We start from the raw sequence: 15,663 nt of genomic DNA, 5'->3' as shown, positions 1-15,663 counted from the left end.
GGTTGTCGTTATGCGTTCGGCCACGCGAAAAGCGTTGCCGCGTCGTTTCGAGGAAGCAAGGAACGGGCCGCATGCCAAGGCGTGCGGCCGGTATGTCAATGATCGTGCGGATGCTTGTGGATCGGGTCGACCCAGAAGACTTCCTCTGGCGCTTCCACGGCATCGATATTCAGGTTCACGACGACGGCTTCGTTGTCGCTGCGCACGAGCACGCATTCGAGCGGATCGTCGGTGCTCGCGTTGATTTCCTGATGCGGCACGTAAGGCGGCACGAAGATGAAGTCGCCCGGACCGGCTTCGGCGGTGAATTCGAGGTGTTCGCCCCAGCGCATGCGCGCCTGTCCGCGCACGACGTAGATCACGCTTTCGAGCGCGCCATGATGATGCGCGCCGGTCTTCGCATTCGGAAAGATCGTGACCGTGCCCGCCCAGATTTTCTGCGCACCGACGCGCGCCGCATTGATCGCGGCCGCGCGGTTCATGCCCGGCGTCTGCGCGGTGTTGGTGTCGAGCTGGTCGCCCTTGATGACCTTGACGCCGTGCTCGCGCCAATCGGTGTGATGTGCGTCGCTCATAGTGGTCGTGATGGTCGTGGTGATCGCGTCGGGTTTGTCGTTTTGGTCTGCGGATAAAAAAAGTCCGTTGCCGCCACCAACAACGCGCGAGCAACGGACTTCCGATATTACACGTCTTAAGCGGCGATCATTTTCCTTTGGAATTGATGATCGCTTCGGACACGTTGGACGGCGTCTCGGTGTAGTGCTTGAACTCCATCGTGTAGGTCGCGCGGCCTTGCGTAAGCGAACGCAGCGAAGTGGAGTAGCCGAACATCTCGGCCAGCGGCACCTCGGCGCGCACGATCTTGCCGCCGCCGCCCGCGATATCGTCCATGCCCTGCACGATGCCGCGACGGCTCGACAGATCGCCCATCACGTTGCCCATGAACTCCTCGGGCGTTTCCACTTCGACGGCCATGGTCGGTTCGAGCAGCACCGGCCGCGCGCGGCGCATCGCTTCCTTGAACGCGATGGAGCCTGCCATGCGGAAGGCGTTTTCGTTCGAATCGACATCGTGATAGGAACCGAAGGTCAGCGTTACTTTGGTGTCGACGACAGGATAGCCCGCCAGCACGCCTGCCTTGAGCGTTTCCTGAATGCCCTTGTCGACCGCCGGGATGTATTCGCGCGGAATCACGCCGCCCTTGATGGCATCGACGAATTCGTAGCCCTTGCCAGGGTCCGGTTCGAGCGTGATGACCGCATGGCCGTATTGGCCGCGCCCGCCCGACTGCTTGACGAACTTGCCTTCCACGTCCGTGACCTTGTTGCGCACCGTCTCGCGATACGCCACTTGCGGCTTGCCGACCGTCGCTTCGACGCCGAACTCGCGCTTCATCCGGTCGACGAGAATTTCAAGGTGCAGTTCGCCCATGCCGGAGATGATGGTCTGACCGGATTCCTCGTCGCTCGTGACGCGGAACGACGGATCTTCCTGCGCAAGCCGGTTCAGCGCGATACCCATCTTTTCCTGGTCGGCCTTCGTCTTCGGCTCGACGGCCTGCGAGATCACCGGTTCCGGGAAGATCATCCGTTCGAGGATGATGACGTGGTTCGGATCGCAGAGCGTGTCGCCCGTGGTCGCTTCCTTGAGACCGACCGCCGCCGCGATGTCGCCCGCGCGCACTTCCTTGATTTCCTTGCGCTCGTTGGCGTGCATCTGCAGGATACGGCCGAGGCGTTCCTTCTTTTCCTTCACCGGGTTGTAGACCGTATCGCCGGAATTCACGACGCCCGAATACGTGCGGAAGAAGATCAACTGGCCGACGAACGGGTCCGTCATGATCTTGAAGGCGAGGGCGGCGAACGGCTCGTCATCGCTCGGATGGCGTTCCGCTTCCTGGTCGTCTTCCGTATGGCCAAGGATGGCGGGCACGTCCACCGGCGACGGCAGATAGTCGATCACCGCGTCGAGCATGGCCTGCACGCCCTTGTTCTTGAACGCGCTGCCGCAAAGCATCGGCACGATTTCGTTGGCGATGGTGCGTTGTCTGAGCGCCGCCTTGATTTCTTCCTCGGTCAGGCTTTCGTGGTTCTCGAGGTACTTTTCGAGCAGTTCCTCGTTGGCTTCGGCGGCGGCCTCGACCATCTTGCCGTGCCATTCGTGCGCGAGTTCCTTGAGGTTGTCGGGAATCTCCGCATAGGTGAACTTGATGCCCTGGCTGTCGTCGTCCCAGAGAATGGCCTTCATCTTCACGAGATCGACCACGCCCTGAAAGTGATCTTCCGCGCCGATGGGAATTTGAATCGGCACGGCCACGCCCTTCAGACGCTCGCCGATTTGCCGCTGCACGCGGAAAAAATCCGCGCCGACGCGGTCCATCTTGTTGACGAACGCAATGCGCGGCACCTTGTACTTGTTCGCCTGACGCCACACGGTTTCCGACTGCGGCTGCACGCCGCCGACCGAGTCGTAGACCATGCACGCGCCATCGAGCACGCGCATCGAGCGTTCGACTTCGATGGTGAAGTCGACGTGTCCCGGCGTATCGATGATATTGATACGGTGTTCAGGATAATTGCCCGCCATGCCTTTCCAGAAGGCCGTGGTTGCAGCCGACGTGATCGTGATGCCGCGCTCCTGCTCCTGTTCCATCCAGTCCATCGTGGCCGCGCCGTCGTGCACCTCGCCGATCTTGTGCGTCACGCCGGTGTAGAAAAGAATGCGCTCGGTGGTGGTGGTCTTGCCGGCGTCGATGTGAGCGCTGATGCCGATATTCCGGTAGCGCTCGATGGGAGTCTTGCGGGGCACGTGAACCTCCTTTGGAGTAGTAAGCCCTGGCGGCATGCGCATATTCCGTGCACGCCGCCACACGATTGCCGTCCGGGCTCGCAACGGCATCGCGATAATCTTTTCAGGATAGCGCGTTGGCAAGGTCTTTGCAGGAAACTCGCTGGAACGCTCCTGCGGCAATCGAAAAGGCTCGGAGACGGCCATATGCGGCCGGTATGGACGAAAAAAAGGCGCGTTCACGTGACGCGCCTCTTTATCTTTCCAGCGATTGCCGCGATTACTGTGCGGCCGGCAAGCCCGAAATCTTCGTTCCCGGCTTGATGCCTTTGGCCGTGAACCAGCCCTTGCTCATTTCGAGGGCATAAACGCCGTTGTTGCGCGGGCAATGGTTGTTCTCGGTTTCGGCTTGCATCTCGTCAATGTCGGTGACGGTGCCATCCGCGCGAATGAACGCGATCGACAGCGGGATCAGCGTGTTCTTCATCCAGAAGCAGTGGACCGCGTTTTCCTGAAACACGAAGAGCATGCCTTCGTTCGATGCAAGCTGCGTGCGATACATGAGGCCTTGCTCGCGATCGGCATCGTTGGCGGCGACAGCGGCATCGATCACGAACATGCCGGCGGTGAGTCTTGCGCGGGGGAAATCGGAAGGTTGCTTGGCACCGGGCGGCATGGTCTGCGCTTGTGCAAGCGGCATTGCCGCAAACGGCAACAACAACGCAATAGTTAATGCTCGCACGGCGGCAAGCGCGCGGCTCGCAATGCGCGAACGCCAATTTGAATGATTCGGACCGAATGAAGACTTCAAGGCATGAAACAACGGAATCACGACGATGCTCCTTATCAAGAATCGATGCGCCGAGAATCCGGCAGGCTCACGGCAAACTCGCGAATGTTACTCGAAGCGCGTGCCATGAGGCGAGTCGATAAAACAAAAGGGCAGATGCCGTGTTGGCCATCTGCCCTTCAACGCCGTAAAGACGGCGATATTGCTCGTTATTGATTTTGCAGGTACTGCAACATCGAACTTCGCTATACCGCCTCTTACAACGAACTTACTGAGCTGCCGAAGCGGCTTCCGGTGCCGAAGCGGCAGCCTTCTTGTGCGCGTGCTTCTTCGAGCTCTTGTGCGACTTGTGAGCCTTCTTTGCCGGTGCCGACGAAGCAGCAGCCGGAGCAGCAGCTTCCGGTGCCGATGCTTGTGCGAATGCAGCCGTTGCGAACAGGCCAGCGACGAGAGCAGCGATCAGTTTGTTCATTTGTGAATCCTCTAGCTTGAGTTGATTAACCAAACGACCCGGTCATGGAGTCATGTCGGTAAACGAGCCATCCACCTTTCGGTTGACAGTCGTATCGATGATCTGGTCTTCGATACAGCTGTGAGCGCTTTGACCTTTCAAATACCCTGGAGCACACAGCATATTCAATTGGTTTATCGCTCATGCCGGATAGCTTTGTTCGGCATCTGCGGTCCTTAACGCATCGCGTGAAGACTCGGTTGACGTCGTTTCAAAGAGATTTGCGAACGCGCGGCAAAAAGTTTCTCGGCGCTTTGCACGCGTGGTTACACGACACGACATTTAAACGCACGACGTGACGCTTATCGTCGATAAAGCTTTAAGCGCGTCGCCACGGCGCGCGCGCATTCACCTCGATGCATTCGCCCGGCGCGAGTCCGAGCGCGAAGATATCGAGTGCACCGACAGCCACGCGCACGAGCCGCAACGTCGGATAGCCCACGGCTGCGGTCATGCGCCTGACCTGCCGGTTCTTGCCCTCGGTGATGGCGAGCTCGATCCACGTTGTGGGGATTGCCGCGCGATAGCGGATCGGCGGATTGCGCGGCCAGAGCGCGTCGTCTTCTTGGGCGACGAAGGCGCATTGGCACGGACGCGTCACGTAGTCGCCCAGATCGACGCCTTTCGCGAGATGCGCGAGCGCGGCATCGTCAGGGGCGCCTTCCACTTGCGCCCAATAACGCTTGACGAGCTTGTGACGCGGCTCGGCAATACGCGCCTGCAACGCGCCATCGTCGGTGAGTAAAAGCAGGCCTTCGCTGTCGGCGTCGAGCCGGCCCGCCGGGTACACGCCCGGCGTCTTTACCCAGTCGCCGAGCGAGGGACGCGTCTCGTGCGCGGAAAACTGGCAGATGGTGCCGAAGGGTTTATTGAGCGCGATGAGCGGCATCGGAGGAAGGCGCGGCGGAATTCGAAGCGGCATCTTAATGCATAATGAGCCGCCCCCAATCCTGACGCGAGCCGACGCAAGCGCGACGCCAGGCTTCGAACGGCGACCGGCTGTACTCGCGCGTGGTTAGAATGCTGTTCTGGCCATGCTCGCGGGCGCCGTCGACGTTCATGGTCCGCGAATCGTCCGCACTATCGCGCCAGCTTCCATTCGAGCCCGGCCTTCTTTGGAGTCGACCATGCCGTATCAGCACATCCAGGTTCCGGCGGACGGTGAAAAGATCACCGTCAACGCGGATTACTCGCTCAACGTTCCGGATCAGCCGATCATCCCGTATATCGAAGGTGACGGTACGGGCGTCGACATCACGCCGGTCATGATCAAAGTGGTCGATGCGGCGGTTGAGCGGGCCTACGGTGGCAAGCGCAAGATTCAATGGATGGAGATCTTCGCGGGCGAGAAGGCGACGCGCGTCTACGGCCCCGATGTCTGGCTGCCGGACGAAACGCTCGACGTGGTGAAGGAGTACCTCGTGTCCATCAAGGGACCGCTCACGACGCCGGTGGGCGGCGGCATTCGCTCGCTCAACGTCGCGCTGCGCCAGCAGCTGGACCTCTACGTTTGTCTGCGGCCGGTGCGCTACTTCAAAGGCGTGCCTTCGCCCGTGCGCGAGCCGGAAAAGGTCGACATGGTGATCTTTCGCGAGAACTCGGAAGACATCTATGCGGGCGTCGAGTGGCCCGCCGAATCGCCGGAAGCGAAGAAGGTCATCCAATTTCTGCGCGAGGAAATGGGCGTGAAGAAGATCCGCTTTCCGGACTCGTCGGGGCTCGGCATCAAGCCGGTGTCGCGCGAGGGCACCGAGCGGCTCGTGCGCAAGGCAATTCAATACGCCATCGACAACGAGCGCCGCTCGGTTTCACTCGTGCACAAGGGCAACATCATGAAGTTCACCGAGGGCGCGTTCCGCGATTACGGCTATGCGCTCGCGCAGAAGGAGTTCGGCGCGGAACTGATCGACGGCGGCCCTTGGATGAAGGTGAAAAATCCGAAGACGGGTGGCGATATCGTCGTCAAGGACGTGATCGCGGATGCGTTCCTACAGCAGATTCTTTTGCGCCCCGCCGAATACGACGTGATCGCCACGCTGAACTTGAACGGCGATTACATTTCCGATGCGCTCGCGGCGCAGGTCGGCGGGATCGGCATTGCGCCGGGCGCCAATATGTCGGACTCGGTTGCAATGTTCGAAGCCACTCACGGCACCGCGCCGAAGTACGCCGGCAAGGATTATGTGAATCCGGGATCGGAAATTTTGTCCGCTGAGATGATGCTGCGTCATCTCGGCTGGACCGAGGCGGCGGATCGAATCATCGTTTCAATGGAACAATCCATTCTGTCCAAACGCGTTACTTACGACTTCGCGCGTCTCATGGAAGGCGCGACGCAAGTTTCATGTTCGGGTTTCGGCGAAGTAATGATCGAGAATATGTGACTGCACGGCCGCAACGAATCACCGTCATTTGCATTAAAACCCCAAGGGCTTAAAGTCTTTGGGGTTTTGTCTTTGGTAAAACGCGTAGAAACAGGCAATAAAAAAACCCGGCCTGGGCCGGGTTTCAAAGGCTTTGCGCTTCTTACGGTCAGTCCGCGTCTCAGACAGTGTCCTGGATGTTGGAAGCCTGCTTGCCCTTCGGTCCCTGGACGATCTCGAAGGAGACCTTCTGGCCTTCCTTGAGCGTCTTGAAACCGTTCATTTGAATCGCCGAGAAATGTGCAAACAGATCCTCGCCGCCTTCATCGGGCGTGATGAATCCGTAACCTTTCGCGTCGTTAAACCATTTGACCGTACCAGTAGACATTCGTACTTCCCCTCTAACTCTCGTCGCAACCAGAGCACGCTCGAAAAGCTCGTCGGCCACCCCACTTTGTGAACCGCGTCCTCCTCACTAGCTCACCTCGGCTCTTTTTCTATTTCCGGAGGCCCCCGGAAAAAAGTGCCAGTTTGATTGTTGAATCTCTTAAATCGGGTGTCAAGGAAATTTTGAGATGGCCGTTAAGCTCGTTGTGTATGTCGCATTCGTAGGGTAATTCCTGCATTGCGTGTGCGCAGCCGCCCAAGCAAGCCATCTTGAAAAGTCGCATAATCGTCTCACTTGTGTGGTAACCCGGCGGCCCCCGGCACCCGGCACCCGGCGTGCAGTTTGTTTTTTTTGAAGCTGTGCGATACTGGTTTCAACGAGGTGCAAGCGGGCCGCGCTGACGTGATAAGCAGCGGCAGGATTGAATGGACGTTCCATCTGCGAGGGTTGCAGCCAGCAGTAACATCGACCGGGTGACCGGCGCTGGTGCGACGATTGCGATGGAATCGGTGTTGTTTAGAATGGGTGTATGGCGACAAATCCCAACAAGCAGGACGGCACGGTACTTGAGCGGCAGGAGCAGAAGCTCAAGCAGCCGGCGATGTACAAGGTAGTGCTGCTGAACGACGACTTCACGCCGATGGAATTCGTCGTGATGATCGTGCAGGAATACTTCAATAAGGATCGTGAGACTGCGACGCAGATCATGCTGAAGGTTCATCGCGAAGGCAGGGGAGTTTGTGGGGTCTACACGCGAGACATTGCGTCGACCAAAGTTGAGCAAGTCGTTAGCCATGCACGGCAGGCGGGTCATCCGCTGCAGTGCGTGATGGAGGAAGCATGATTGCCCAGGAACTGGAAGTCAGTCTGCACATGGCGTTTATGGAAGCACGTCAGGCGCGGCATGAGTTCATTACGGTCGAGCATCTCTTGCTCGCCCTTTTGGACAATCCGACCGCGGCTGAGGTGTTGCGTGCCTGCGCAGCCAACATTGAAGATTTGCGTCAGAACCTGCGCAATTTCATTCATGACAACACGCCGACCGTGCCCGGCACGGACGACGTCGATACTCAGCCGACGCTTGGTTTCCAGCGCGTGATTCAACGCGCGATCATGCATGTGCAATCGACCTCGAACGGCAAGAAGGAAGTGACCGGCGCGAATGTGCTCGTCGCGATCTTCGGCGAGAAGGATTCGCATGCGGTCTACTACCTGCAACAGCAGGGCGTGACGCGTCTCGATGTCGTGAATTTCATTTCGCACGGTATTGCCAAGAGCAGTAGCGGCGATGCGGCCAAGGCGAGCAGCGAGGCGAATCCGGAGTCGGAAGACGCCGCGGCGCAGAAGGAAACGCCGCTCGCACAATTCACGCAAAACCTCAACCAAAGCGCGAAGGACGGCAAGATCGATCCGCTGATCGGCCGCGAGTCCGAAGTCGAGCGCGTGGTGCAGGTGCTGTGCCGTCGCCGCAAGAACAATCCGCTGCTGGTCGGCGAAGCGGGCGTGGGTAAGACCGCGATTGCGGAAGGCCTCGCCTGGCGCATCACGCGCGGCGAAGTGCCGGACATTCTGGCCGACGCTCAGGTCTACTCGCTCGATATGGGCGCGTTGCTGGCGGGCACGAAGTATCGCGGCGATTTCGAGCAGCGTCTCAAGACGGTATTGAAGGAACTGAAAGAGCGTCCGCACGCCATTCTGTTCATCGACGAAATTCATACGCTGATCGGCGCTGGCGCGGCTTCGGGCGGTACGCTCGACGCGTCGAACCTGCTGAAGCCGGCGTTGTCGTCGGGACAGTTGAAGTGCATTGGCGCGACCACGTTCACCGAATATCGCGGCATCTTCGAGAAGGACGCGGCGCTTTCGCGGCGTTTCCAGAAGGTCGATGTCACCGAGCCTTCGGTCGAGCAGACAGTTGCGATTCTGCGCGGTTTGAAGTCGCGTTTCGAAGAGCACCACGGCGTGAAATATTCGTCGGGCGCGCTGTCGGCGGCTGCTGAACTGTCGGCGCGCTTCATTACGGATCGTCATCTGCCGGACAAGGCGATCGACGTGATCGACGAAGCGGGCGCGGCCCAGCGCATTTTGCCGAAGTCGAAGCAGAAGAAGACTATTGGAAAGAGCGAGATCGAAGAGATCATCTCGAAGATCGCGCGCGTCCCGCCGCAAAGCGTGTCGCAGGACGATCGCAGCAAGCTTCAGACGCTCGATCGCGACCTGAAGGCGGTCGTGTTCGGTCAGGATCCGGCTATCGACGCGCTGTCGGCGTCGATCAAGATGGCGCGTGCGGGTCTTGGCAAGATGGACAAGCCGATCGGCGCGTTCCTGTTTTCCGGCCCGACCGGTGTCGGCAAGACCGAAGTCGCGAAACAACTGGCGTTCACGCTGGGCATCGAGTTGTTGCGCTTCGACATGTCGGAATACATGGAGCGTCACGCGGTGAGCCGGTTGATCGGCGCGCCGCCGGGCTATGTCGGCTTCGACCAGGGCGGTTTGCTGACCGAGGCCGTCACGAAGAAGCCGCATTGCGTGCTGCTGCTGGACGAAATCGAGAAGGCGCATCCGGACATCTACAACGTGCTGCTGCAGGTGATGGACCACGGCACCTTGACCGACAACAATGGCCGCAAGGCGGACTTCCGCAACGTCATCATCATCATGACGACGAACGCGGGCGCCGAGGCCATGGGCAAGGCGGTGATCGGTTTCACCGCGAAGCGCGAGTCGGGCGACGAAATGGCCGACATCAAGCGGATGTTTACGCCTGAGTTCCGCAACCGGCTGGATCAGATCATCAGCTTCCGTTCGCTGGACGAGGAAATCATCCTGCGCGTGGTCGACAAGTTCCTCATGCAACTGGAAGATCAGCTGCACGAGAAGAAGGTCGACGCGGTCTTTACCGACGCCCTGCGCAAGCATTTGGCGAAGCACGGTTTCGATCCGCTGATGGGCGCGCGACCGATGCAGCGTCTGATTCAGGACACCATCCGCCGCGCACTCGCCGACGAGTTGTTGTTCGGCAAGCTGCTGAACGGTGGTCGCGTGACGGTGGACGTCGATGCGGAAGACAAGGTGCAACTGACCTTCGACGAAAACACGGCTCCGCCGCGTAATCCGAATCCGGAAGCGATCGAGGTAGATTGAGTTTTTTGCGGTTGAAGACAAAAACGGCGCGGATTGAATCCGCGCCTTTTTTTTTACGCGTCTCGCCCAGATTCCTAGTGATCGAGCGAGATCGGGTTATCCATGTAGACATTCAGCTTCTGTCTGGTCCACGGTTCCGGGTTGCCTATGGTCGTGACGATGCCCGTCGTCGCGCCGCCGCCGAGCAACAAGGTGAAAATGCCACGCAGTGGAAAGTCGCCGTAGAGGGGGTTGGTGATATCGAACGGCTCGGAGCGCGTGAACATGTCCGCGACCGTGTTGCCCATGTATTGCGTGAACGCGTCCGGGAAAGGCAGCGCAAGCACGGTTGCATTGACGTGGCTTGCATCCGAGCCGATTGCCGGATCGCCGAGAATGCAGCTTCCGCCCGTGCCCCAGTGCTGTGAATCGAACGGGTCCGCGACCGGGTCGTCAATGGTCGGGATGTGGCTGGCCGGAATTTGCCACGGCATCACGGGCAACTTGAGCGCACGACTGACGGCCTTGCAAAAGTCGAAAAAGCGATCCCATTCGCGTGGGCCGTAGCAATAGCCATTTTCGTAGGCGCGCTGAGTGAAGTCGTCGGCTTCATACCGGTCGATAGCCAGAAAGTCGGGCTTGTACGGCTCGTCGTAGACGCCAAGGCTCTGGACGTAGCTCGCGGTCTGCTGCGCCATTTGCGCGGGATCGACGTCAGCCTCGTAGATCCATTCCGAGTAGCCCACACCCCAAAGGTTGATCTGCCAGCCGAAAGTCACCTTGGGCGCGATGGTGCGCGTCAGCCAGTTCACGGCCAGCACATAGCCTTTGATGTCCTCCGTGACGTTTGCGGGAATCGTGGCGGTGACCTGCCAGTGATCGAGCGCGGTCTGCAGCGGCGCGCGTACCGGCATTGCGTAGGTCGGAGCATATTTACCCTGCTCGCATGAGCCGAGGAAGTCAGGATTCACGATGAATCCCGCCGGCACCGGATGCGCGCTGTCGATCGCCTCGTTCGCGATATTGAGCGCCAGAATGTAGTTCGCGAAGCTGTGTGCGTGAGCGTCCGCGTTCGCCAACTGGTCCGGCGTGTCGCCGAGCGACAGGTTGCAGGTGTAGGACACCATTACGGGCAGCACCGGCTGCACATTGCCCAAGTCGTCCTCGACTGAACGGGCAAGCGAGATCGTCGCGCGGGTCTGAGGGTCGTCCGTCAGATACGTGCTGGCGTCGCCAGCGCCGTCCGTTCCGGCATAACAGAAGATCGAAGTTGCGCGCGCGGCGACGAAATCCGCTTCATTGCTCGGCACGAGATCGGTACAGCCGCCGAACGACAGATAGTTCGGAAAGCCGGGCACGGTGAGATTGGCGGAGGTCGTAATGCTCACATCGAGATGCGCGCTCTCGTCGTTCGTCACGTTGAGCGAGGACGGTGCCTCGACGACATAGACCACGCCCGCGAGAAGGAAATCGCCCGCCGTCGTGCTATAGCTGCCTGGCTGTATCGGAACGGCGAATGCCGTCTGTTGCGACTTGGCGGATACGTTCTGCACATAGGTCATGGAACCGCCCGTCAGACGCAACTCGATCGCATGATCGACCGCATCCTGAGCCGTGATATTGATCGGCAGCTCGACATAGCCCGTGGTGGGGACGTTCGAGGTGGTGATCATCGAATCACTGATCGTCAACGTTTGCAGTGCGTTCGTCAGCGTGACGAGCGGCACCGAGAACGAGTATTCGACATTATTGAGCGCGACGTTTTGAATCGAGACTCGTGCGCTGCCCGAGGGTGGCAGCTTGCGTAGCGAAACGACGCTGTTCGTCCGGGTGTCGAATAATGCGAGCGTCGCGCCGGTCTCGATGTCGTTCACCGTCACATGAAGCGTTTCGGTCGAAAGGCCGGTAAGCGCGCTAAACGAGAGATCGAGCGAACAGTAATATTCGACCGGACCAAAGCTCGCTTTAAGCGACGAGGTTTGACCCGCCACGATCTTGACGGTCGACTGGTCCACGAGCAACGGAGCGAGGACCGTCTCATCGCCCGTGACAACAGGGTTGGCTATCACGCTATACGTGCCTTGTTCCAGTTCGGACGTACACGTCTGGTCATAGCAAAGGACGACGGTGACGGCCGCGTCCCCCTGAGTCAGCGTGAGTGTGGGAAGCACACCGGACAGAGCGGGATCGGGCGCGGCCGGACACGTGATTGACAGGGTTCCTTCGATATCGGGCGACTGGTCCGCCGCGAAGGTGAACGAATTGAGCCACGTGTCGGGGCTGGCTACCAGATTCCCATTGATGCCGATGGTGATCTGATCCGCCGGCTGCATCGTGTAGGACGTGGTGTAGTCGATCGTCACGGTGGCGTCGAAAGTGCCGTCGCCCAGTTGCGAAACGTCTGCGGTAATGTCTCCGATCACGTACACGGCATACGCTGGCGTGATTGCCGTAGCGTCGATATTGGCTGGGGAGTGAAAGTTGAACGCAAGATAGTTGTCGACCGTGACCGCGCTGTCGTCTTCATAGCGCAGGTTGGAGACGATGATCGTGCCGTACCATTCATTGGCGCCCGCACCGACGACTGCATCATATTTGATCTGCATGTTCTTGCTCCATCCGTTATTTCGGCTGGAATCATTATCAATTCGATATACGAAATAATAACAAGCCGATTTGTGAACTTACTTTATTTAAGTATGTACAACGAACTAATTGCAATGTGTCTTGTTTGTCGGCTCCTAGAACAATCAAGATATTGAGAATCTCGATAGCCGCTGCCAGCTTATCGAGGCGTGGTGCCGAACACCTTTAAATCAGTTCGACACCCGATTTATAGGTGGCGGAAATAAATGCCAGAATGGGAGAAATCCGAGATTTGCGCACCGTATCGGGGCGCGCGCCGGGGATGGCGCTCGAATAGAAAACGACTGATCGGGCCGTTGCAGCCCGACCTATGCGGCTTAGTGCTTGCCCGTGCTACCGAAACCACCCGCGCCACGCGCGCTGGCATCGAAATCATCGACGATATTAAACTGTGCCTGCACCACCGGCACGATCACCAATTGCGCAAGACGCTCCATCGGATTCAACGTAAATGCAGTGTCCCCGCGATTCCACGTCGATACCATCAGTTGCCCTTGATAATCCGAATCGATCAGACCGACCAGATTGCCAAGCACGATGCCATGCTTATGACCGAGTCCTGATCGCGGCAGAATTAGCGCCGCATAACCGGGGTCCGCGAGATGAATGGCGAGGCCAGTGGGCACGAGCACGGTTTGATGCGGCTCGATGACCATCGGCTCGTCCAGACACGCGCGCAGGTCGAGGCCCGCGCTGCCAGGCGTGGCATACGCGGGCAGGAAATCGCGCATGCGCGCATCGAGAATCTTGACGTCGAGTTTCATACGTTCTTTTGAGCGTGGCGGCCGAGTTCGAATGCCTCGGCGAGAAGTTGATAGGACCGCGTGCGCGCAGCATAGCTGCCGGCGACTGTAAGGACGATGAGTTCATCGGCGTCGAATTGCTCTTGCAGCGCATGCAGCTTTTCCGTCACGCGCTCTGGCGTGCCGATGATACTGCGCGCTTTCTCATGCGCGATCACTGCGAGCTCGCGTTCGCCGTAGACCTGCGAGATGCCCTGCGCAATCGACGGAATAGGCTGATTCAAACCATAAGCCATTTGCACGCGCCGCAGATCCACCGCGCGTTCGAGCGCATCGGCTTCCTTGTCGGTATCGGCGCAAATCACGAAAACCGCTGCGGCGAGATAAGGCTTCTCCTCGTGGCCGGCCGTGAAACGCTCGCGATAAGCCTCCGCCACGCGATGCCCATACTGCGCGTTGATGAAGTGCGCAAACGCAAAGCGAATGCCGAGTTGCGCGGCGAGCAAGCCGCCGAAATCACTGGAGCCGAGCATCCACAGTTGCGGACGCGTTTCGATCTGCGGCTGAAGCAGCACGCCTTTCGCGAGTGAATCGTCGGGCAGTTCGCCTTTGAAAAGCGCGACGAGTTCGGCCACTTGTTGCGGGAAAATGTCGCCGCGATTGTATGAACCCGCGGCCACCGCCTGCGCCGTGCGCATGTCGCCGCCCGGCGCGCGCCCGACACCCAAGTCCACGCGATTCGGAAACAGCGCTTCGAGCATCAGGAACTGTTCGGCCACCTTGAACGAACTGTAGTAGGGCAGCATGACACCGCCCGAGCCAATGCGGATACGCTTCGTGAGACTTCCGATACGCGCGAGCATCACTTCCGGACACGGGTTCGACACACCGTACAAACCGTGATGCTCCGCGCACCAGTAGCGCGTGTAGCCGAGGTCGTCCGCGAGTTGCGCGAGATCGAGCGTGGCCGCGATGGCATCCGTGGTCGAGTGACCGTGGATCACAGGCGTCTGGTCTAAAACCGAGAGCTTTGTCATGGGCTTAGGAGAGTATCGAGCCGCCGCCGCGTGGCGCGCGTTTCGCTATTTCGCCGATCAGCGTGCGAGCAAGCGTCGCTTTGTCGGCGCGCGGCAAGGGTGTCGCGCCGGATGCTTCGAAGAGCACGACTTCGTTGTCGTCGCGGCCGAACGTGAGCGGACCGAGATTGCCGATCAGAAGCGGCACGTTTTTGCGCTTGCGCTTCTCTTCGCCGTGAACGTCAAGATCGCCGCTTTCCGCCGCGAAGCCGACGCAATAGGGCGGGTTCGGCTGCTTGGCCACCAAAGCAAGAATGTCCGGATTCTCGACGAACTCGAATGATGGTAACGGCTGACCCGCGACCTTCTTGATCTTGTGCTCGCTGACATGATCCACACGCCAGTCCGCGACCGCCGCCACCGCGATGAAAATGTCCGCATCGGGCGTGGCCTGCATGACGGCGTCATGCATCTGCATGGCCGTCTGCACGTCTTGCCGATACACGCCCCAGGGCGTTGGCAGCGAAACGGGCCCGGCCACCAGATGCACGTCCGCGCCGGCTTGCGCCGCCGCACGCGCGAGCGCGAAGCCCATCTTTCCTGATGAACGGTTCGTGATGCCGCGCACGGGATCGAGCGGCTCGAAAGTCGGGCCGGCCGTGATGAGGACGCGCTGGCCGCGCAAAATCTTAGGCTGGAAGAAGGCGCAGATGGCTTCGAACGTGGCTTCGGGTTCGAGCATGCGTCCGTCACCGACCTCGCCGCACGCTTGCGAGCCCGAATCTGGTCCCAACACCTCTATGCCATCCCCGCGAATGTGCGCGACGTTGCGCTGCGTGGCCGGGTTTTGCCACATCTGCTTGTTCATGGCGGGCACGACGAGCAGCGGACAATCGCGTGCAATGCACAAGGTCGAGAGCAGGTCGTCGCACATGCCGTGCGCGAGTTTCGCGAGAAAGTCGGTGGATGCGGGCGCGATGACGATGGCATCCGCCTCGCGCGAAAGATCGATATGCGGCATGTTGTTCGGCATGCGCGCGTCCCATTGCGAGGTGTAGACGGGACGGCCCGACAACGCCTGCATGGTGACTGGCGTGATGAACTGCGTGGCCGCTTCCGTCATCACGATTTGCACGGTCGCGCCCGCCTTGATCAAGAGGCGCGTGAGTTCCGCGATCTTGTAGCAGGCGATACCGCCGGTGAGGCCAAGCACCAAATGCTTACCCGTGAGTTCGCTAGTCAACTTGCCTCCATCGATGCGAGACGCACGGCTCTCTGTAAAGCCGCGCCGGAAAC

13 protein-coding genes are annotated in these 15,663 nt (G+C 59.6%); 3 read left to right on the top strand and 10 right to left on the bottom strand.

From position 1 onward, the window contains the following. Window positions 1-95: 95 nt before the first annotated feature. From P9292_RS22935 to P9292_RS22915, 5 genes are all read right to left on the bottom strand, one after another. Window positions 96-575, bottom strand: a complete 480-nt coding sequence (locus P9292_RS22935; RefSeq protein WP_309961382.1) for a cupin domain-containing protein — start codon at window positions 573-575, stop codon at window positions 96-98. A gap of 127 nt (window positions 576-702) precedes the next feature. After that, the gene (gene fusA, locus P9292_RS22930; protein WP_250463444.1) at window positions 703-2,808 is read right to left on the bottom strand and encodes an elongation factor G; all 2,106 of its coding nucleotides are present in this window, start codon (window positions 2,806-2,808) and stop codon (window positions 703-705) included. A 259-nt stretch (window positions 2,809-3,067) separates the two neighbouring features. Further along, window positions 3,068-3,610, bottom strand: a complete 543-nt coding sequence (locus P9292_RS22925; protein WP_370652125.1) for a DUF192 domain-containing protein — start codon at window positions 3,608-3,610, stop codon at window positions 3,068-3,070. A gap of 235 nt (window positions 3,611-3,845) precedes the next feature. After that, window positions 3,846-4,049, bottom strand: coding sequence for a hypothetical protein (locus P9292_RS22920; protein WP_244827208.1), 204 nt, complete (start codon window positions 4,047-4,049; stop codon window positions 3,846-3,848). Between the two features lie 358 nt (window positions 4,050-4,407). After that, complete coding sequence (locus tag P9292_RS22915) at window positions 4,408-4,977, bottom strand: pseudouridine synthase (protein WP_309845142.1); 570 nt, start codon at window positions 4,975-4,977, stop codon at window positions 4,408-4,410. Window positions 4,978-5,215: 238 nt separating this feature from the next. Between P9292_RS22915 and icd the strand changes: the two genes are divergently transcribed. Further along, window positions 5,216-6,472: an NADP-dependent isocitrate dehydrogenase gene (gene icd, locus P9292_RS22910; protein WP_250525475.1), complete on the top strand. Its 1,257-nt coding sequence runs from the start codon at window positions 5,216-5,218 to the stop codon at window positions 6,470-6,472. A gap of 160 nt (window positions 6,473-6,632) precedes the next feature. Here icd and P9292_RS22905 read toward each other — a convergent pair whose 3' ends face one another. Then, window positions 6,633-6,839 (bottom strand): cold-shock protein, encoded by a 207-nt coding sequence (locus P9292_RS22905; protein WP_244827210.1) that lies wholly within the window; start codon window positions 6,837-6,839, stop codon window positions 6,633-6,635. A 529-nt stretch (window positions 6,840-7,368) separates the two neighbouring features. Here P9292_RS22905 and clpS point away from each other — a divergent pair. Together clpS and clpA are read left to right on the top strand one after the other, a co-directional pair. Then, window positions 7,369-7,683 carry an ATP-dependent Clp protease adapter ClpS gene (clpS, locus tag P9292_RS22900; RefSeq protein WP_244827211.1) on the top strand — a complete coding sequence of 105 codons (315 nt, stop codon included), beginning with the start codon at window positions 7,369-7,371 and terminating at the stop codon, window positions 7,681-7,683. Next, window positions 7,680-9,983: an ATP-dependent Clp protease ATP-binding subunit ClpA gene (clpA, locus tag P9292_RS22895; RefSeq protein ID WP_244827212.1), complete on the top strand. Its 2,304-nt coding sequence runs from the start codon at window positions 7,680-7,682 to the stop codon at window positions 9,981-9,983. The genes clpS and clpA overlap by 4 nt, the downstream gene beginning before the upstream one ends. Before the next feature lie 74 nt (window positions 9,984-10,057). On the opposite strand, the gene P9292_RS22890 is transcribed toward clpA, so the two are convergent. From P9292_RS22890 to coaBC, 4 genes are all read right to left on the bottom strand, one after another. After that, a complete protein-coding gene (locus P9292_RS22890) occupies window positions 10,058-12,568 on the bottom strand; it encodes a hypothetical protein (RefSeq protein ID WP_309961380.1) in 2,511 nt (836 codons plus the stop codon). Window positions 12,569-12,925: 357 nt separating this feature from the next. Beyond that, complete coding sequence (gene dut, locus P9292_RS22885) at window positions 12,926-13,372, bottom strand: dUTP diphosphatase (RefSeq protein WP_250463450.1); 447 nt, start codon at window positions 13,370-13,372, stop codon at window positions 12,926-12,928. Continuing rightward, window positions 13,369-14,388 carry an LLM class flavin-dependent oxidoreductase gene (locus P9292_RS22880; protein ID WP_309961379.1) on the bottom strand — a complete coding sequence of 340 codons (1,020 nt, stop codon included), beginning with the start codon at window positions 14,386-14,388 and terminating at the stop codon, window positions 13,369-13,371. Before P9292_RS22880 ends, dut begins: the two co-directional genes overlap by 4 nt. 4 nt (window positions 14,389-14,392) lie before the next feature. Beyond that, entirely contained in the window at window positions 14,393-15,610 is a 1,218-nt protein-coding gene (gene coaBC / locus P9292_RS22875; protein ID WP_309961378.1) for a bifunctional phosphopantothenoylcysteine decarboxylase/phosphopantothenate--cysteine ligase CoaBC, read from the bottom strand. Window positions 15,611-15,663: the final 53 nt, after the last annotated feature.

It is taken from the genome of Caballeronia sp. LZ001, assembly GCF_031450875.1.
GTDB lineage: Bacteria > Pseudomonadota > Gammaproteobacteria > Burkholderiales > Burkholderiaceae > Caballeronia.
Note: the sequence above shows the minus strand (reverse complement) of the source record. Positions and strands in the feature narration are given on the sequence as shown.